This is a genomic window from Psychrobacter sp. TPE 89C, from assembly GCF_055522395.1.
This window is the reverse complement of sequence record NZ_JBVFXW010000005.1, coordinates 20,166-40,859: the sequence shown is the minus strand read 5'-3', so window position 1 is coordinate 40,859 and position 20,694 is coordinate 20,166. Positions and strand designations below refer to the sequence as shown.

Sequence of the window (20,694 nt, the reverse complement as noted above, 5' to 3'; positions counted from 1 at the left end):
TCGCTCAGGTTAAAGATGTTTTTAGGTATTGCTAAAACCATATTTTTGCTGTCTGCGCAACATTTCTTAAGCACAATCTCAGATATGTATATAAAAATAGACTATATAACAAAAAAACAACACTATATTGCGCTGTCACAACGTTACGCTTTGGTAAACGTTATCTCTTGTGATGCTTACCCTTTCAATGTTTGTACAGTTCATGAGAACAAATGTGGCTTTCTTTTTCAGAATAACTGTTTTTATTAGCTTGACTGTGGGGTTAACCCTTTAGTTTATAATAGCGGACTATGTTTATTGGCTAAATCTAACTATTTAATTATATATTTAGTACCAATAGCCATCTTTATATTTATTAAACAATCAATATTATAACGCCTATGTATATTATTCATAACGCTTAGCATTGATTGTCATACAGTCGATTCAATTTAAAAGTAATACAAGGCAACCGAGCGTAGATGTATATATGATACTTCAAGCGAGGTTAACGCTGTCATACTTTTATAGTGGAATGACTATAGAACAAATAACAATATCTCGAACGCTACTAATGATTATTACTCTTTTATTTATACCGCAATTATATTATTGACGAGGACATTGATGAAGCACTCTTATCTTGCGCTTGTAATAGCAGCTGTACTATCTGGAGCTGTACTGGTGGGCTGTGACAGTAACGAAGATGCCGCTGGGGATGCCGCACAGCAGCAAATGCCACCCTCCGTCGTCAACGTACAGACCGTAACCTTTGAAACCGTACCACAAGTACAAACCTTTTCTGGTCGCACCTCAGCCTATCAGACTGCAGATGTCCGCCCACAGGTTAATGGCGTCATTGACGAAATACTGTTCCGTGAGGGAAGTACAGTCAAAAAAGGTCAACCACTTTATCGTATTAATACAGACAACTATGCGTCTTCTGTGACGAGTGGTCGAGCAGCCGTACAACAGGCAGAGGCCAACTATCAGACAGCAGTGGCCAATAGTGTCAATGCACAAGCTGATCTGGTTAGCCAACAAGCCACACTGTCTCAAGCTCAAAACGACTTGCAGCGCTTGAGCGGATTGGTCGAAATCAATGCCATCTCTAAACAACAATATGAACAAGCGGTAACCACTGTTCGCACGGCTCAAGCTGCTGTACAAAGTGCCAATGCTTCTATTGGTCAAGCAAAAGCAGGTATTGAAAGCGCAAAAGCTGGTATTGAAAGCGCCAAAGCGGGTTTGCAAGCCAGCTCATTAGATCTAAACCGCACTATAGTACGTGCCCCAATATCAGGCCGTAGCGATCGCTCAAGCTTTACTGCTGGTGCGTTGGTTAGCGCAAGTCAAGCTGATCCACTAGTGACTGTCTCACGCCTAGATCCTATTTATGTCGATATCAGCCAGTCTTCATCCGAGCTACTTAAACTGCGTCAACAGATTTCTGCTGGCAAGGCTCAAGCGGGCTTGAATACCGTTGAGTTGGTATTAGAAGATGGTACAGTTTATCCTGTCAGTGGCGAACTGGCCCTGTCTGAAGCAAAGGTTGATGAGTCAACTGGTGCTGTCACCTTACGTGCAATCTTCCCAAATAGTGACAGTATTCTACTACCAGGTATGTATGTCAGCGCACGCTTGACCCAAAGTGTGATCAACAATGCGGTACTGGTACCACAAAGTGCGGTCACACGCTCTGTCAAAGGTGAGACTCAGGTTTATATCGTTGATGAAAGCAATAAAATCAAAGTACGCCCTGTCACAGTGAATGGTACTTATAACGGTAATTGGGTAGTAACTGACGGTCTCAAAGAAGGTGAAAAACTGGTCGTCATAGGTGGCTCAAAAGTTAAGCCTGATCAAGAAGTCGTTGCCAAACCTGTAGAAAACGCTACACCAGCATCAACTGGAAATAGCGCGCCTGCTAGTGCTTCGGCCAAAACACCACAGCAAGCAGCAACAGAAACTAAGAAACCTGCTGAGAGCAACACGGTCAAGAAACCTGCGGAAGATGCAGCTAACTAATTCCATTCAAAGATAGGAAGACTTAGGGATATACTATGTCACGTTTTTTTATTAATCGCCCTATTTTTGCATGGGTATTGGCTATTTTAGTCATGCTCATCGGGGTGATATCGGTCATTAATCTACCGATCGAACAGTACCCACGTATTGCACCGCCGACTGTTACAGTTAGCACAAATTACCCTGGTGCCAGTGCGCAAACCGTCGAAGACTCAGTGGTTCAGATCATTGAACAAAAAATGAAAGGTCTTGATGGTTTGATGTATATGTCATCAACCAGCTCGTCAAACGGTAGTGCATCAGTGACGCTCACCTTTGAGACTGGTACTGACTCTGATACCGCTCAGGTACAGGTACAGAACAAGCTTCAAGCGGCAACAAGCTCACTACCTGAATCCGTTCAGCGTCAAGGTGTCACGGTCAACAAATCCTCTAGCAGCTTTTTGATGGTGCAAGCATTCATCTCTGAAGATGGCAGTATGGATCGTAGTGATATCGCCGATTACATTAACTCAAACGTCGTTGATCAGATCAGCCGTGTCGAGGGCGTTGGTGAAGTTCGTGTGTTTGGTTCTACCTACGCGATGCGTATCTGGCTAGACCCTGCACGCTTACGTAGCTATAACTTGATGCCTTCTGATGTCATTACTGCCGTCAGTGCACAAAACGCGCAAGTCTCTGCAGGTCAGTTAGCTCAAGCGCCCGCTGACACTGAGCAACAGGTTATCAACGCCACTGTAACGGTACAAAGCTACTTACAGACGCCTGATGAGTTTAGAAACATACTACTGAAAACGGATGCCTCAGGCGCGCAAGTACGCTTAAGCGATGTGGCAGATGTTGAGATTGGTAGTCAAGACTACAGTGTTAACTCATTATTTGACGGTCAAGAAGCCGCTGGTATGGGTATATCATTGGCAGGTGGCGCTAACGCACTTGATACGCGCGAAGCACTTAGCGCTCGTATGGCAGAGTTGGAACAAAACTTTCCTACTGGTCTAACCACGGTTGTTCCTTATGACACCACACCATTTGTGCGATTGTCTATCGAACAAGTAGTACATACGCTCATCGAAGCTATTGTGCTTGTATTTATCGTCATGTTCATTTTCTTACAGAACTGGCGCGCAACAATTATCCCGACCCTAGCGGTACCTGTGGTACTTCTCGGTACCTTGTGTGTGCTGTATATCGCAGGTTTTAGTATCAACGTTCTGACCATGTTTGCGATGGTACTGTCTATCGGACTACTGGTCGATGATGCCATCGTAGTCGTAGAGAACGTCGAACGGATAATGGAAGAAGATCCTGACATTTCTGTCAAAGATGCTACCGTTCAATCGATGGGTGAAATTAGTAAGATTGTTGTTGGTATTGCTCTGATTCTATCAGCAGTATTCGTACCTATGGCGTTCTTTAGTGGTTCAACTGGTGCTATCTATCGTCAGTTCTCCATTACCTTGATTACCAGCATGGTACTATCGGCCTTAGTCGCCCTTATTTTTACCCCTGCCCTTTGTGTGACCTTGCTCAAACGTAGCAAGAGCCATGACAAGAGCAGTATGGCCACTCAAAAAGGTTTCTTCGGTTGGTTCAACCGTAGTTTCTCTAAAGCAAGCATCTCTTATGAGCGCTTTGTGGGTAAAAGTTTCGGCCGTAAATGGTTATATTTAATTGGCTATGCCGCTATTATCGGCATTATGACGGTGGTCTTTTTACGCATTCCTAGCTCGTTTTTACCAGAAGAAGATCAAGGTATTATGTTTACCTTAGTTCAGCTCCCATCTGGATCTACACTCGATCAAACGCAAGATGTGTTGGATAAAGTGAGTGAATATTATCACACCCAAGAAAAAGACAATGTCGCTTCTGTCTTTACCATCGGCGGCTTTAGTTTTGCCGGATCAGGCCAAAACATGGGTATAGCGTTCGTACGCTTAACTGATTGGGCTGAGCGTACAGGCGATGAAAATACCGCACAAGCTGTGGCTGGCCGGGCGATGGGTTATTTCTTTACTCAGATTAATGAGGCACAAGTATTCCCGATTGTACCGCCCGCTATTACTGAACTTGGTAATGCCAGTGGTTTTGACTTGATGCTACAGGATACCGGAAACGTCGGTCATGAAGGGCTGCTCGAAGCCCGCAATATGTTGTTGGGCATGGCCGCTCAAAACGACCAAGTCTCTGGTGTACGTCCTAACGGTCAAGAAGATGCACAGCAGCTCAAGGTCAATGTCAATCAAGAACAGGCCGCTGCTTATGGCTTGTCGATGTCTAGTATCAATAGCGTTATCTCGACCGCATGGGGCTCAAGTTATATCAATGACTTCGTTGACCGTGGTCGTATTAAGAGCGTTTATGTACAAGGCGAGCCGAGTAGTCGTACCAACCCTGACGACCTTGGTAAGTGGTACGTACGTAATGACAATAACGATATGATTTCATTCGATGCGTTCTCTAGCAGTGAATGGCAGTCAGGTTCTCCGCGTCTGACCCGTTACAACAGTTTCCCTTCTATGAACATTCAGGGTGCTGCTGCTGCTGGACTCAGTACGGGTGAAGCAATGGCTGCGGTAGAGACGATGATAACCAATCTGCCGGAAGGCGTCGGTTATGAGTGGACAGGCACATCACTTGAAGAGCAAAAATCAGGTGCTCAGGCTCCATTGCTATATGCAATCTCGCTCTTAGTTGTATTCTTATGTCTAGCCGCCTTGTATGAGAGCTGGTCTATTCCGTTCTCTGTGCTATTGGTCGTTCCGCTTGGTGTTTTAGGAGCGGTGGTATTTACATGGATGCGTGGCTTCTCCAACGACGTTTATTTGCAGGTAGGTCTGCTCACCGTAGTCGGGCTGTCTGCTAAGAATGCTATTCTAATTATCGAATTTGCAAGAGACTATCAAGAAGCTGGTTATAGTCTCAAAGAGTCCGTGATGACAGCCGCACGTCAACGTTTACGTCCAATTATTATGACGTCGCTTGCCTTTGGTCTTGGTGTTGTGCCATTATTTTTAGCCACTGGCGCTGGCTCTGGCAGTCAAAGTGCGATCGGTACCAGTGTGGTTGGTGGGGTCGTCAGTGCGACATTATTAGGTGTATTCTTTATCCCAATGTTCTATATTTGGATACGTAGCATCTTCCCTCATAAGTATGAGAATAATAAGCCAAATGACAGAGATGGTGGTGGTGATAATACGCCGCATACACCAAACAGTGATCCACAAAGCCCGACTCTCTCTAAGAGTTATCAGCCTGTGAACTTAGGAGATAATACACAATGAGTTTTCGTTCACTTTTTACCTCAAACTCAGCACACGCGGCAGTCAGTATTACTGCCAGCGCGTGCGCAACGACAGATGAGCGCCCCATGACCTCTACCCCTTTATCACTATCTAGCGCCCGCAGAAATGGCAGTCGTCTGATAGGCCTGACCGCTTTAGCAATAAGCATGGCTGCCTGTAACACTATACCAAAAGCGGATATGCGTCCTGTACTTGCTGAGCCTAATATTCCGGTTCAGCAAGCCTATGGCGCGTATGACAAAGAAACTGTCAGTAGTGCTGATCAGGCAAGTATCGCCAGTCAACGCTGGCAGAACTTCTATAGCGATGAGCGTTTAAAGAGTTTGATTGCGCTCGGTCTTCAAAACAATAAAGACTTTGAGAATGCACGCCTAGCCATCGAAAAAGCACGGGCGCAATATCGAATCACTGATATTAGTGATTTGCCAACGATTGATGGTAGCGGTGGTTACTCTCGCAGCGCTCAAAACAGCGTGGATCGTAACCCTAGTAGCAGCTACAACGTCAATCTAGGCTTGGCAAACTACGAGCTGGATTTTTGGGGTAAAATCTCAAGCCTAAAAGATCAGGCTTTACAGAACTTTTTGGCCACCACTGCCGCAAAAGATACCACTCAAATCAGTCTAATCAGTAATATTGCTCAAAGCTACGCTAACTTAAGTTATAGCCTAGCACAGCTTGAACTGGCTTCTAAAACTTATGAAAGTCGTAAAGAGTCGCTATTCATTACCACCAAGCGCTTTGAAGCTGGTATCGATGACAAGCTTGCTTCTTTGCAAGCCAGCGCCTCATTAGAAGACGCCAATCTTGCGATGCTAAGTGCTCAGAGCAGTGTATTAACAGCCCGTAATGCTTTGCAGTACTTAGTCGGTGCACCAATACCTAGCAATCTTATTCCGAACGCGTCTGTTACCAACATCACTAACCAGCAGATATTTAGTGCTGGACTACCTAGTGAGCTGCTACGCTATCGCCCAGATGTACTGCAAGCGGAATACAATCTAAAAGCCGCTGGTGCCAATATCGAAGTGGCGCGTGCGTCTTACTTCCCGTCTATCAGTCTAGCCAGTAGCATTGGTGTTAGTAGTGGTAGCTTGAACGACTTATTTAATACTGGCTCGGTTGGCTGGTCATTTGGCCCTAGCATTAGCGTGCCTATCTTTGATGCTGGTCGATTGGATGCCAATTACGATGTGGCGCAGATTGAACGTGAGCAAACGCTGACTAGCTACGAGAACTCTATCCAAACGGCATTCCGTGAAGTATCAGATGTACTAGCGACACGTGCCACATTGGGTGATCAGCTCGACGCACAGTATCGCTTGCAGGATAACTTTGATCAGACGTATCAGATTGCCAATGCTCGCTACAAAGCTGGTATCTCTAACTATCTAGACGTTCTCGATGCACAGCGCTCGTTGTTCTCAACTCAGCAAGGTATCTTGAATTTAGAGCTACAAAAAATCATTAGCCAGATTGAGTTGTATCAAGTACTTGGTGGTGGTTCCAATCTAGACATACCGACTGCTATCCCTGTGCCGCAACATACCAATTTAGCCCAAATCGCTAATGTAGCTGCCAATACCAATAAGGCAAAAGCGACCAAGGCTATCGATGCGGCTGGTTCAGCACGTGTTGCTTCTCAGCAAGAAGCCGTGGCAATCAAACAGGCACAACCTGTAGAAACAACTACCTTTATCCCTACTGCTGTTGTCGATGTTAACGATGATGGTAAAAAAGATACTGCCGTAGGTGTGATCACTGAAGAAACACGCTTAATTAAAAAATAGTGTAGAGTCAGTTCACGTTACAAAGATTGTTAGGCCTTAAATCATACAATCATCATCTTGTAACGTAACGATATCCTCACATTGACAGTCGATACGTACAATCAGCCCTACCGACTTGGTGGGGCTTTTTGCTTTCGGTAGTGACTATTGGTTATAGTAGTGACATTTTATCGAACACACTGTTGCCTACATGAATTCTATAAAAAATTGGACTGCTTTATAGAGCAGATCTAACAGAGCCTGACGCAGTTAACATCCGAATAACCCTGATTGTAATTAAAATAAGGAATTATGATGACTTACACTTTTAATCGCCAATACCCTGCTACTCGCTTGCGCCGTCTACGTTATAACGATAACGTGCGAGCGATGATTCGTGAAGTGGAACTACATCCTAAGCATTTCATCGCTCCCGTCTTTGTATTAGAAGGCGAAAATCAGCGCGAAACGATTGCGAGCATGCCAGGTGTCGAGCGCCTATCTATTGACCTACTGATTAAATATGCCAAAGAGCTATTAGCAGAAGGTGTTACGACCATCGATATCTTCCCTGTGATTGACAACTCACTAAAGACACCAGATGGCAGATCAGCATATGACGAAAATGCCCTGACAGCACGCACGGTAAAAGCGGTGAAAGATGCCGTACCAGAAATGGTGGTCATGACAGACGTTGCTTTAGACCCTTACACTTCGCATGGTCAAGATGGTTTGCTCGATGACAGCGGTTATGTGGTCAATGATGCAACCGTCGAAGTATTGGTGAAGCAAGTATTGGTACATGCACGCGCTGGCGCTGACATTATCTCGCCGAGCGATATGATGGATGGCCGTATCAAAGCCATGCGCGATGCCCTAGAGTCTGAAGGCTTTGTCAATACTGCTATCATGGCCTACTCAGCTAAATACGCCTCTTCTTATTATGGCCCATTCCGTGATGCGGTCGGTAGTGCTGGCAACCTAAGAGGCGGACATAAGAAACAGTATCAGATGGATTTTGGCAATCGTGCAGAAGCGTTGCATGAAGTGGCCATGGACATCAATGAAGGTGCTGATATGGTGATGATTAAACCTGGTCAGCCATACTTAGATTTGATTCGTGAAGTTAAAAATACTTTCGGTGTACCAACCTTTGCTTATCAAGTCTCTGGTGAATACGCCATGCACATGGCAGCCATTCAAAACGGCTGGTTGAGCGACGCGGTCATTTTAGAGTCACTGATTGGCTTCCGCCGCGCTGGTGCTGATGGTATCTTGACTTACTTTGCCCTAGAAGCAGCACGTCAGCTAAACAACGCTTAGTGTTAAATAAACGGTATTTCATCTCATAAAAAAAGCCCCAACTACTATTAAGCAGTTGGGGCTTTTTTTGAATATTTTTTGATAAATAAAACTATAGACGTGCACGGTCATGTGGCTCATTAAAATCAATCACTGGGCCAGCAGGTATGATACGCGTAGGATTAATATTGGCATGACTGGTGTAATAATGCTGCTTGATATGCACCATATTTACCGTCTCTGCAATACCTGGCACTTGGTATAAATCACGCAGATATCCCCACAGATTTGGGTAATCCACGATACGATGCAGATTACATTTAAAATGCCCGACATACACAGCATCAAAACGCACCAAAGTCGTAAACAGTCGCCAATCGGCCTCTGTTATGCTATTGCCTACCAAATAGCGCTTACCTGACAGGCGTACCTCTAACGTATCTAGTGCGTCGAATAGTGCGGTCACGGCTTCTTCATAAGCCTCTTGTGTGGTCGAAAATCCTGCTTTATATACACCATTATTTATCGCAGAATAGACAAAGTCATTAATCTCATCAATTTCTGTTAATAAGTCGGTCGGTAAAAAATCACCCGCTACAGCACCAACTTCGTCGAAATCTGAATTAAACATACGAATAATTTCTGACGACTCATTGCTAACGATGGTATTGGTTTTCTTATCCCATAAGATAGGCACCGTGACGCGCCCTGTATAGTCTGGTTTTGCCGCGATATAAATCTCATAGGCATTCGATGCATGGTTCAATGGATCAGCAATAACCCCTTCTCCCGCTGCAAACGTCCAACCATTCTCACCCATAAACGGATGAACGACAGACAGTGAAATCATATTCTCTAAGCCTTTGAGCTTACGATAAATCAAAGTACGGTGCGCCCAAGGACAGGCCAAAGACACATATAAATGATAGCGATTAGGCTCAGCTTTAAAACCGCCTACCCCTGATGGTCCTGCGCTGCCATCTACTGTGACCCAGTTTCTAAAGCCTGCGTCTTCACGCTCAAAACGCCCACCGCTAGATTCTGTGTCATACCATTTGTCTTGCCATTGCCCATCTACCAATAGACCCATCTTATTCTCCGGTTTCTCTGACTTTTATTTAACTTTTGTGAAATATGATTGGTTTCAACTTATGATCATGATGATAATCACCTCGTTTCCAGAGATATCATAGCAGTTATAGATGCTTCTTCATTTGATTTCACACTTTAATTAACAATAAAAACTAAACCAGTTTAATTAAATATTTAGTAAAAATACATAAAAATCATTTTAAGTTAGTCAATCTATGTCTCATTTCTAAATATAATAATAATAAGGCGATATTCTGATAGAAAAGGCTTGCAAAGTTTGAAAAACTTGCTAAAATGCATGACCTAAATAGGCGTATAGCTCAGTTGGTTAGAGCGCTACCTTGACATGGTAGAGGTCAGCAGTTCGAGTCTGCTTATGCCTACCAAATTTAGAAAGCCCCAATCTCACGATTGGGGCTTTTTTTTGTCCGTGAAATATGGGCTGTAGTGAAAAAGGAAACTATACGTCGATGCAAATTTCCTCTTTTCTCACTTTCCGCAAACGTCATCAAAAAACGTGTGTGCCTAAATTGTGCCTAAGTTGCGCCTGCTCTCTATTTTGCCTTTCTTTCAGAGTCGCACTTTCGACCTCTACCCTAAATTATCTAAAACACTCTCAATATTTATTTACTTCTTTTTATCTAGCGAGTCGTTAGGTACATAAGTAAATAAATCACCTACTTCAATATCTAGTGCCTCACAAATTTTATCCATAGTGTCAAAATCTATTCTTGAAGTCTGTTCGTTATAGATCTTGTGCACTGTCGACTTGCTAATTCCTGTCATTCTTATTAGATCTGCCACCTTCATACGACGTTCAGCTAGTAGCACTGGTAAATTACATAAAATCATTAATAATTCCTTAATAGACTAAAAAAGTACTTGCATCGACTAACGATAGCTAGTAAAGTACTTCTATCGAACAACAAATTACTTTTATAGAATTATTTGTTATTTCGATAAAACAACCTAGTTATTTAATTGGCTTACAAGGAATTTATTATGTCACATACCTACCTAACTACCCAAGAGCTTTCTGAGCTCATCAAATATAACCCTCGTACTATCCGTAATGAGCTCAAGGATAGCGTGCTTATCGAAGGCATTCATTATATACGCCCGTTCGGTGGTCGTAAGATTTTGTACATTTGGGAAGAGATTGAAAAAGATATGCGTACTGGCATCGCCGGTAGCATTAACGCAATGGCACTTCAATAAGGAGGAATAGGATGGCTAGTATTAGAACCCGCAGAGGGAGCAATATGCTATTTGTCGATTTTTATTACATGGGTATACGCTGTCGGGAGACGACAAACCTGACAGACACACCGACGAATCGCAAGAAGCTTGAGAAAGTGATTGAGAAAATGGAAGCAGAAATCATCTTAGGTCTGTTCAACTATGCTAAGTACTTTCCAAAAAGTGACAAAGCAGCAGAAATGGTAGCGTTGAACGATCGCAAGGAATGCATTAATACCAATACACCTTCCTTTGAGCAGTTTGCAAAATTATGGTTTTCTGAAAAAGAAATTGAATGGCGTGATACTTACAAGCGCAAAATAAAGGAGATTATCGATATGTACTTGATTGTTAAGTTTGGGACGAAGCCCATTCATCTCATAAAAAAGACAGATGTATTAGCCTTCCGTTCATCGCTCGCCAAAGTAACGTACGGAAAAGCTAACAAACATCTGTCAGCGGCACGCATCAATTCGATCATGGTACCTTTAGGTATGATACTAAAAGAAGCGGCTAAACGCTATCAATTTGATAATCCCTACTACGATATAAATGCGCTAAAACAGCCTAAAACGGATATTCAACCATTCACACTGAATGAGGTTTGGACGTTTATTAATGGTGTGAGAGCAGACTATCGCAATTATTATCTGGTACGTTTTTTCACAGGGATGCGTACGAGTGAAATTGATGGGTTGACTTGGGAGAACATTGACTTTGATCGACGTGAGATTGTGATCAAACAAGCTTATGTTAAAGGCAAAATTGTTCCTCCTAAGACTCAAGAGTCTTACCGTGCGATTCAAATGTCACCTTGGGTCTATGACGCTCTAAAAGAGCAACAAACGATTACTTATGGACGCTCTGATTATGTGTTTTGCGCGCATACAGGTGAACCACTTGATTACAACAACGTGAATAAGCGTGTTTGGCATCCTACTCTTAAGATTTTGGGTCTCAAGAAGCGTAATGCCTATCAGAGCCGTCATACCGCAGCAACGCTATGGCTAGCTGCTGGCGAAAGTCCTGAGTGGATAGCCAGCCAAATGGGACACTCTACGACCAAAATGCTATTCAACACGTATAGCCGTTACGTACCGAATATGACTCGGCAGGATGGTAGTGCATTTGAAGCATTGGTCAACCGAAGTCAGATTGCTCAGGTATCTAATGATAAGGAGGCATCAAAATGAAAATCATTGATTACGACAAACTGCATGCGACGTTTAAACCTAGTGGCTATATCAGTAATGATGCAAATAATATGGCTAACTCTCTAATTTGTGAGCTCTGTATTCAATCAGGTACTGGTTTGGCTCGTTTATTAAATGTAGATAGCTGCTTCGATAATCATATGGCAATGCGGGTATGGGTACAGAAGCGCTTAGACGCTAATCCTGATTATATACTTGATGAGATGCGTGGTCAGCTACAGAGTGCGCTTTACGAGCTACTACCACACACTGGCTATGGGTACTAAGGAGAATATTATGAGTGTTAAGCTTCAGCCTAGTATGACTCAAAATGCTCGAGATCTAAGAGTTTGTGCAGACTATTGGGCATATTCAAACAATGACGGATATGATGGCTATATTGAACATGTAAATGCACTTTGTTGCCAATATGAGATCAGCTTACACGTTTTGTTTGAAACGATAGGTCAATGTTTTGCTTATTTAGATGATGTGCTATGCGAATACTGTGGCTATATTTGTCCTTTAGAGGTACCAGCAGATATTCCTTACATGCGCTCAAAACAGAGCTGGTGTTGTGAGGTATGTGAGCACGCTGCATGGCGTGAGCATAATAACCGATAAATATTTAAAGCCAAACAGTTTATGTTGTTTGGCTTTTTATTGTCTGACGACATCTGTTGTCGTAAAGACTTTTATATATATTGTTTTACCAACATAGTTCGGTTAAAGTAAATTGGTATTAAACTCTACAATAATTCCAATGGACGGAACTACTATGGCAAAACCTAGCAACTCCTATACTGACAATAGTTTCGCGTCCTCTGATCTAAAGACTATTTTGCACTCTAAACGTGCCAATATTTACTACCTTTCTCATTGTAGGGTAATGCAAAAAGATGGTCGAATTCTCTATCTAACAGAAGAGGATAAAGCCAATCTGTTCTATAACATTCCTATTGCTAATACCACCTCCATTCTACTCGGTACGGGAACTTCCATTACTCAAGCGGCAATGCGATTGCTATCACAAGCTGGCGTCTTAGTTGGCTTTTGTGGTGGTGGTGGCTCGCCATTATTTATGGGTGCGGAGCGTGAAATATTTATCGAGTGGATGACACCACAAAGTGAGTATCGTCCAACAGAATATATTCAAGGGTGGATGAGTTGGTGGTGGGATGATAACAAGCGTTTGATGGCAGCGAAACTGTTGCAACATGCACGATTGGCTTATCTACAAACGGTATGGAGTAAAGACAGTGAGCTAAAACGTTGGGGGTTTGATAACAGTATTGATGCGGTGCAAGCCTTGCTATCCGATAACATTCGGCAAATCAATCAGCAAACGGAAGTCATGCACTTACTACAATTAGAAGCACGATTGACCAAGCAGCTTTACAAACTGTCTGCAAAGAATACAGGCTACGATGGCTTTACAAGAGAACATGAAGGTATCGATAAGGCCAATGGCTTTCTCAATCATGGTAATTATCTAGCATATGGTTTAGGTGCGACAACAGCATGGACATTGGGCATTCCACATGGCTTTGCTGTAATGCACGGCAAGACTCGGCGCGGTGCTTTAGTGTTTGATATCGCCGATATTATCAAAGATGCTTTAGTTCTGCCCCTCGCCTTTATCTGTGCCAGCGAAAACATGAGTGAGCAAGAGTTTCGTCAAGAATGCCTGAATATGTTTACCAAGCATAAGGCACTAGATTATCAGTTTGAAGTCGTAAAGCAGATTGCTATGACTAAAGATTGGGAGCTATAAATGATTGTCACTTTAGTTTCTCAATGTGAAAAAAAGGCATTAGGGCGTACTCGTCGAATCTTAGATGCTTTTGCCAATCGCATTGGTGATAACGTCTGGCAGACGGCTATCACTGAAGAAGGCCTTAAAACGGTTAAGCAGCTATTACGCAGTTCGGCGACTAAGTCAACGGCGGTAAGCTGTCATCGCAATAAGACACGCCAGCTGACGGAGCTAGTATGGATCGTTGGTAATAAGCGCAAGTTTAATGAGGTTGGAATTGTTCCTGTGAACCGTACCAAAAGAAATATTATGCATACTGAATGGGAAAACGACTGGGCTTATGCCAGTAGTATGCAAATTATCGCCACCATTGCTGCACTACTCCATGATATCGGCAAATCAACAATTGGTTTTCAAAACAAACTCATAAAAGGTAGTAAACAAGGTGACTCTTATCGTCATGAGTGGATATCATTAAAACTATTTGAGCTGATGATTGAAGGTTGTAACCGAGATGAGATATGGCTTGAACGATTAATGCAATTGGGTGATTGGTTAAAGAATAACGATATAGAAAAGCGTCTTGCTAATGCGAGTCAAGATACTGTCAATATAGAAGCGATGCCACCACTTGCTCAGTGGGTCGCTTGGTTAATTGTCACTCATCACCGATTACCGCCTGCTGATAAAGTATTTCATTCTTTTACCGCTATTCAACGTATGCAGCAGCCTCAAGAAACAGCACTTTACAAGCGAAACCTACAGCAGTCCTACGGTCGCTTAAAACCTTTTGATTATTGGGTTAAAAACCCTAAATCGTTAGAGGAAATGACACAAACTCAACTTAAAAGCTTTTGGAAATTTGATTATTTAGTTATTAATAGTTCAACTTGGCAAAAAAATATTAGACGTTGGTCTAAAAAAGCACTAAATGACTCTACACTAATGCAAATCGGCCAAAAAGCTGTTGAATCTAACAAAGCAATTAGTGATCCATTTTTGCTACATTTGTCTCGCCTATGCCTAATGGTTGGTGATCATAATTATTCTAGTCTTAAGGAAAACGATTCACGCTGTGTAGCCGTTAATAGCCAATTTAAGAAATTAGCTGCAAATACGGATCGCACGGCTAGCATACCAACGGTCAAGCAATCTTTGGAGGAGCACTTATTAGGAGTAGGTACTTTTACTGCTCACTTCTGTCGCGCGCTACCTATTATTGCCAGTGAAATGCCAACCTTGCGTAACCATGACCCATTGGCCAAACCAACAGGTATTGAGCGTTTTAAATGGCAAAATCAAGCTTTTAAAATGAGCTATGGTCTGCAAGAAGCCACGCACGAACATGGGTTTTTCGGCGTTAATATGGCGTCGACAGGTGCAGGTAAGACTATCGGTAATGCACGGATTATGTATGGTTTGGCTGATCCTAAGAAGGGTGCGCGCTTTACTATTGCATTAGGTCTGCGAATTTTAACGTTACAAACAGGGCTAAGCTTTCGTAAAGACTTGAAGTTAAAAGGCGATCAATTAGCCATATTGGTCGGTGGCAGTGCCAATAAAAAACTGTTCGAGCTGGCGTACGATAACAAGACGAACGATATTACAGACATTATCGATGAATACAAAAAGGACAATGAACCCGATAACGAGTCTGCGACCTTTGGTAGTGAATCCAGCGAGGATTTATTAGATGAAATCGTCGATAGCGACATAGACTATCAAGATTATGAAGCGCTGAATCTTGATACCGTTATCGCCAACTCTAAAGCTCGTGATTTAATCTTTGCGCCTATCGTGACTTGCACCGTTGACCATATTATCCAAGCTAGCGAATGCAAACGCGGCGGTAAATACATTGCTCCGATGCTGCGCCTGCTCAGTAGTGATTTGATATTAGATGAACCCGATGATTTTGATCAAGCAGACTTGCCTGCGCTATCGCGTTTGGTGCACCTTGCTGGACTGTTTGGTACGCGCGTATTACTCTCGTCTGCGACTTTGACCCCTGATTTGGTAACAGGATTATTTGAAGCTTATATGGAAGGGCGCAAACTATTTAATCAAAGTCAAAATAAGCCTGTACCAAAAGTAGTCTGTGCATGGTTTGATGAACAACCTAAAGCGATGATGTCTGAACAATGCGCTGATGTTGATGTTTTTCAAAATAACCATAAACAATTTTGTGATAAGCGTGCCAGCTATTTAGCTAAACAGCCTATTAGGCGTCAAGCAGCAATACTACCCTTTTCAGCCTCTTATACAAAGGATAAAGCTACACCGTTTTATAGTGCTTTGGCACAAACCATAGTCGATGCAGCTATCAATTTGCATAGTAAACATCATGAATTACAACCTAATTCTAATAAGAAAAAATCTATCGAAAGCACCCAAATAAGTATTGGACTAGTACGTGTCGCAAATATCAATAACATTACTAATATTGCGATGCAACTGTTCAAAGCAGACAGCATAATAGTACCCAAAAATACGATGATACATGTAGTGTGCTATCACGCCAAGCAGCTACTTCTACTACGCAATGCGTTAGAGAATAAGCTCGATAGAATCTTAGACCGTAGCGAAGTTAAAGTTAGTATCTTTAATCATCCTGAGATTGAACAAGCCATTGCCAATCAGCCTGCTAAAAACCATATCTTTATGGTACTCGCCACTCCAGTCGCTGAGGTCGGACGTGACCACGACTATGATTGGGCGATCGTAGAACCCTCCTCTATGCGCTCTATTATTCAGTTGGCTGGGCGTGTTTGGCGACATCGTCCTGATAAAGTTGCCAATGAGCCAAACATTCTATTACTACAATACAATATCCGCTACTTTAAGCATCCTAATGCTCAGCGGCCTATCTTCACACATCCAGGGTTTGAGACCACGCTATTCAAGCCACCAAGCTACGATTTAAATAAACTGATGACTCAAGAGCAGCTAGTACAAGTCGATGCGAGACCTAGAATTGAGACTTCTCAAAATAAAACTATAGAGACGCTAAGCGATCTTGAACATCAAGTTATGCGGCATTTATTAAATAGCCCTAAACTTAACTACGTTAACGCATATTGGGATAGCAAGGCTACGGCTAATCGTACTCATACTTATTTACAGCAAATTAGCCCCTTTCGAGCAGGAACGCCACAGGAGGACTGGCTATTAATCCCGAGAATGGTCAATGATGAAGATACCGACATGCCAAGTATAGGTTTTGATACTTATTATTCCGAAGACGTTTTTGAAAAAGGTTTAACCAAATCTACCCCTCAGAATAAAGCGATTCAGCCACTAGCCTTTAAATTTGAGCATGCACAAATAAAACCTTGGTTGACGACTTCATTGAATGACGTCTTACAAGATTTGCAACACTCACATTCTGATAAAAGCATGCGGTCATTAGCGATTACTTATTCATCCGTATCGCTAGACAGCATTAAATCTAGCAATAGTCGTGGCTGGGCATTTCACGAGTTTTTTGGCTTTGTTCGTGGATAGGCTTTGGCTTATTAAATATTGCATGCTTTAATAGCTTAAAAATTCAACTTTTGTACATTATTTTAAAGGAGCTAATCTTGATTGATATAACCCCAGAGCTAGCCAGCAGTGCAGTCAAAGCATTTCTTGTTAACTTATACGATAAAAAAACAGACACTGAGCAAAAGCAGCTCGCTAAAGCCGTTGAAAGTAGCGACTATAAAAAGGTCTCAGAGCTAAAAGGAACGCTAGCAGAAGCCAAAGAGAAATATAGCGTCGGCAATTGGATTCCTGATGCGGCAACGCGTATGGCAAAGCAACTGAACTTCGGTACGCATATCTCAAAAGGGGTGCATCCTGATGCAAAGGGCGATAATGTTAGTTTTGAAGCTATAAATAGTTTACCTGAAACCATCATCGGTACACATTCAATAAACAGTGGCTACATTGATGCCAATGGTAATGCTGCTGCCCTGCCCCTAGCTGCTTTTTTTGACTTTGAAGTAGATGAGACGACTAAAATTCGTGACCTCATCTTAGCGGATGATGCTGATTTTATTGCCACGCTGGCTAGCGACCAAGCGGTGGCTTTAACTTATCAACAGACTTTTAAAGAAGCACTACAAAATATCATTTCCGACCCTGTCACTCATGAACGTAATAAACAAACATTATGGGTCACCAATGCGTATGAAAGTACGGGTATTGATCAGCTTAACTATATTAATATCATACCGCTCTACCCCTCTGTACTCACCCATGAAGTCTATCAACGTATCAATCACCTGAAATTTTCGGAAGAAAATAAAACGGCACGTGATAACCGTTTTAAAAAAACTGCCGAACAGCAACCTTATGTTACCTTGAATGATTTGGCAACGCTTCAGCTTGGTGGTACAAAACCGCAAAATGTTAGCTTGCTCATGAGCAAACAAGGTGGTCGTAACTATCTCCTGCCCTCACTCCCACCGATTATCAAACAAGAACGCGCGTTTAAATTATCCAAGTTTGCCAATAGTGTTTTTAGTACCAGTATGGAATACAACGCGCGTGAGACGATTCAAAGTATTTTTAAATCTATAAAAGACACTCGCAATATCGTCGATGTCAGAGATGCGCGCAAAAGTGCGATTGATGAGGTGCTCTATCAAATATTTGCAGCCGCAGAAGACATTCGGACGACTATGCCTGCAGGCTGGTCAAAAGACTATGAGCTTGATCGTGTCGAGAAGCTTTGGCTTGATCCAAAACGCTCTGACCTTGAAGGCGAAGAGGAATTCAAAGCGGAACGTGAACAAGATGATGCTTGGCATAGTCAAATCATTCATATTTTTGCCCGTTGGCTCAATACTTTGATGCAAGCCGAATTCAAGGAGATTGCCAGTGATTTTGGCGATGCCGAGCATTTAGACTGGGAGCGTGAGATTGAGGATATGAAAAAACGCTATGAGCGCGCAGGCAAAGGAGTATTTTTATGAGCCGTGTAGACGATGATAGTAATATTGGGATAGTTGGCTATTTGCTATTTAAAAAGGTAATGATTGATGGGGCGAACACTATCTCAAGCCCACTCACTTATGGGTTTCCTGCTATCACTGGATTCTTAGGTAGCTTTCACGCAATGTCTCGCAAGATGGCAGATGATGAGTCGTTATCTGAGGTGTCATTAGGTGGCGTATTACTGGCATGTCATGATTGCCAACCACAAATGTATCGCCCAAATTCCTACAATAACTACACTTTTAACCAAACTCGTAATCCTATAAAAAAAGACGGAAAAACAGCGTCTATTATTGAAGAAGGCAAATGTCGATTAGTCATGAGCTTTGTGGTTGAAGTATTGGCAGACACTACATTAACGACTGAGCAGCAAGCGTCTGCTATTCAAAACACTAAGCAATGGATTCAGCAGCAGCGTATGGCGGGTGGTAGTGTGCGCGGATTGGCTAGATTTGAGCCAGTACAGTTTTTTGAGAATAGTGATATCAGTGCCGTCATACCACAGCTGTTACCTGCCTTTGTACTGATGGATGCACAAAATGAGTTTGCTCAAATTATTAATGACGTACAAAAAGACAATCTAGATGCGACGCCTTTAGATGCCTTGATAGAGGTTTGCGCGCTGCATCAAATACCAGAAACTCAAAAAAATGGTGATACCAAATGGCTGACTACTTCGCGTAAGAGTGGTCACGGTTGGCTTGTACCTATGCCTGTAGGGTATCAAGGGATTTCTGAACTATATGATTCAGGTGTCATGCAAAATGTGCGCAATCCTGAATACCCTAGCCAATATGTCGAAGCCGTATATAGCCTTGGTAAATGGGTCTATCCACAGCGTTTAAATCGCATTGGCGGTGAACATGATATTGCTAATGCTTTTTGGCATTATCGCTACGATGCTGATGACTCTCTCTATTTAGTTACTCAGCGACAAGATTTCTGACCTTACTTTTAATCTTTTAAACCAATCAACTTTTACAATAAATCTAACTTAACCTTGATTCCTATGGAGAACTTTATGTCAAAATCAGCCTTAAAAACTGCCTCAGTCCTCGCTTTTGAGCGTAACTTAGATGTATCAGACGCCTATCTATGGCAAACCGATAGTCAAGCAGCCAATAAAGCAACTTCGCCTTCGCCTGTCGTTATTAAAGAAAAGTCAGTACGTGGCACCATTAGTAACCGCCTGAAAAATACCATTACCAATGATCCTGCCAAACTAGATGCTGAAACAGAAAAAGCTAATCTACAAAAAGTTGATTCTGCGTCATTAGATGAAAACAATGATACCTTGGTTGCGCGTTTTAGTCTGAAAGTTCTACCCTTCACAGGTAAGCCTAACGTCTGTAACGATCAAGATTATCAGAAGGCTTTAGAGCAAGTGGTCACTGATTATATCGATACTCAAGGTGTCGATGAATTAGCACGTCGATATGCGATTAACGTTTTAAATGCTCGCTGGTTATGGCGTAATCGTGTAGGCACTGAAAGTATCAAAATCACTGTTAAATGTAATGATCAAACTATTACTATCGATGATGCAAAAGCCTACGGTCTAAAAGATTTTAATAGTGATGATGCTAATATTAGGCAGGTGGCAGATTGGATCAAAGCAGGTTTAAACGGTGATGAGTTCATTATTTTATACGTAGAAGCACAGGCCATCATTGGTTATGGTCAAGAGGTTTATCCTTCGCAAGAACTAATCTTAGATACTGGTAGTAAGAAGAGCAAAGTACTCTACCGTGTCAGTGACCGCAGGGGCTCTGAGGACAATGCAGGTATGCACTCACAAAAAGTCAGTAACGCGATTCGCACTATTGATGACTGGTATCCTGATGCCGAGTTCCCTATCGCTGTTGAACCTTATGGCGCGGTGACTACTTTAGGTACAGCATTTCGTCAGCCTAAAGCTAAGATGGACTTTTATACCTTATTTGATAATTGGGTGTTAAATGGTGATGCTCCAGATATCAGCCAACAGCATTATGTGATGGGTGTACTTATTCGTGGCGGCGTGTTCGGTGCCAGTGGCAAGGAGTAAG

At 42.5% G+C, this 20,694-nt stretch carries 15 protein-coding genes and 1 tRNA gene; 14 read left to right on the top strand and 2 right to left on the bottom strand.

The features are described 5' to 3' along the window. Positions 1-606 precede the first annotated feature (606 nt). From ACZW67_RS03030 to hemB, 4 genes are all read left to right on the top strand, one after another. The gene (locus ACZW67_RS03030; RefSeq protein ID WP_465182110.1) at positions 607-2,007 is read left to right on the top strand and encodes an efflux RND transporter periplasmic adaptor subunit; all 1,401 of its coding nucleotides are present in this window, start codon (positions 607-609) and stop codon (positions 2,005-2,007) included. Between the two features lie 35 nt (positions 2,008-2,042). Next, entirely contained in the window at positions 2,043-5,291 is a 3,249-nt protein-coding gene (locus ACZW67_RS03025) for an efflux RND transporter permease subunit (protein ID WP_465182109.1), read from the top strand. Then, a complete protein-coding gene (locus ACZW67_RS03020; RefSeq protein WP_245905641.1) occupies positions 5,288-7,102 on the top strand; it encodes an efflux transporter outer membrane subunit in 1,815 nt (604 codons plus the stop codon). The genes ACZW67_RS03025 and ACZW67_RS03020 overlap by 4 nt, the downstream gene beginning before the upstream one ends. Positions 7,103-7,396: 294 nt before the next feature. Further along, positions 7,397-8,404: a porphobilinogen synthase gene (gene hemB, locus ACZW67_RS03015; protein WP_110922587.1), complete on the top strand. Its 1,008-nt coding sequence runs from the start codon at positions 7,397-7,399 to the stop codon at positions 8,402-8,404. A 91-nt stretch (positions 8,405-8,495) separates the two neighbouring features. Here the strand turns inward: hemB and ACZW67_RS03010 are convergent, their stop codons facing one another. Continuing rightward, positions 8,496-9,473: a glutathione S-transferase family protein gene (locus ACZW67_RS03010; protein ID WP_465182108.1), complete on the bottom strand. Its 978-nt coding sequence runs from the start codon at positions 9,471-9,473 to the stop codon at positions 8,496-8,498. Positions 9,474-9,784: 311 nt separating this feature from the next. Between ACZW67_RS03010 and ACZW67_RS03005 the strand changes: the two genes are divergently transcribed. Further along, positions 9,785-9,861 (top strand) — tRNA-Val (locus ACZW67_RS03005). A 241-nt stretch (positions 9,862-10,102) separates the two neighbouring features. Here ACZW67_RS03005 and ACZW67_RS03000 read toward each other — a convergent pair. After that, the gene (locus ACZW67_RS03000; protein WP_110922585.1) at positions 10,103-10,327 is read right to left on the bottom strand and encodes a helix-turn-helix domain-containing protein; all 225 of its coding nucleotides are present in this window, start codon (positions 10,325-10,327) and stop codon (positions 10,103-10,105) included. A 150-nt stretch (positions 10,328-10,477) separates the two neighbouring features. Between ACZW67_RS03000 and ACZW67_RS02995 the strand changes: the two genes are divergently transcribed. The 9 genes from ACZW67_RS02995 (at position 10,478) to csy3 (ending at position 20,693) form a co-directional block, all read left to right on the top strand. Next, the gene (locus tag ACZW67_RS02995) at positions 10,478-10,693 is read left to right on the top strand and encodes a hypothetical protein (RefSeq protein ID WP_045447035.1); all 216 of its coding nucleotides are present in this window, start codon (positions 10,478-10,480) and stop codon (positions 10,691-10,693) included. A gap of 11 nt (positions 10,694-10,704) precedes the next feature. After that, the gene (locus ACZW67_RS02990; RefSeq protein WP_465182107.1) at positions 10,705-11,907 is read left to right on the top strand and encodes an Arm DNA-binding domain-containing protein; all 1,203 of its coding nucleotides are present in this window, start codon (positions 10,705-10,707) and stop codon (positions 11,905-11,907) included. After that, positions 11,904-12,194: a hypothetical protein gene (locus ACZW67_RS02985; protein WP_465182106.1), complete on the top strand. Its 291-nt coding sequence runs from the start codon at positions 11,904-11,906 to the stop codon at positions 12,192-12,194. Before ACZW67_RS02990 ends, ACZW67_RS02985 begins: the two co-directional genes overlap by 4 nt. Positions 12,195-12,204: 10 nt before the next feature. Next, a complete protein-coding gene (locus tag ACZW67_RS02980) occupies positions 12,205-12,531 on the top strand; it encodes a hypothetical protein (RefSeq protein ID WP_045447044.1) in 327 nt (108 codons plus the stop codon). A gap of 154 nt (positions 12,532-12,685) precedes the next feature. Then, positions 12,686-13,681: a type I-F CRISPR-associated endonuclease Cas1f gene (gene cas1f / locus ACZW67_RS02975; RefSeq protein WP_465182105.1), complete on the top strand. Its 996-nt coding sequence runs from the start codon at positions 12,686-12,688 to the stop codon at positions 13,679-13,681. Then, positions 13,682-17,167 carry a type I-F CRISPR-associated helicase Cas3f gene (gene cas3f, locus ACZW67_RS02970; protein WP_465182104.1) on the top strand — a complete coding sequence of 1,162 codons (3,486 nt, stop codon included), beginning with the start codon at positions 13,682-13,684 and terminating at the stop codon, positions 17,165-17,167. 77 nt (positions 17,168-17,244) lie between these two features. Next, positions 17,245-18,624 (top strand): type I-F CRISPR-associated protein Csy1, encoded by a 1,380-nt coding sequence (csy1, locus tag ACZW67_RS02965; protein WP_465182103.1) that lies wholly within the window; start codon positions 17,245-17,247, stop codon positions 18,622-18,624. Continuing rightward, a complete protein-coding gene (csy2, locus tag ACZW67_RS02960) occupies positions 18,621-19,592 on the top strand; it encodes a type I-F CRISPR-associated protein Csy2 (RefSeq protein WP_465182102.1) in 972 nt (323 codons plus the stop codon). Before csy1 ends, csy2 begins: the two co-directional genes overlap by 4 nt. Before the next feature lie 75 nt (positions 19,593-19,667). Then, the gene (gene csy3, locus ACZW67_RS02955; protein WP_465182101.1) at positions 19,668-20,693 is read left to right on the top strand and encodes a type I-F CRISPR-associated protein Csy3; all 1,026 of its coding nucleotides are present in this window, start codon (positions 19,668-19,670) and stop codon (positions 20,691-20,693) included. Position 20,694: the final 1 nt, after the last annotated feature.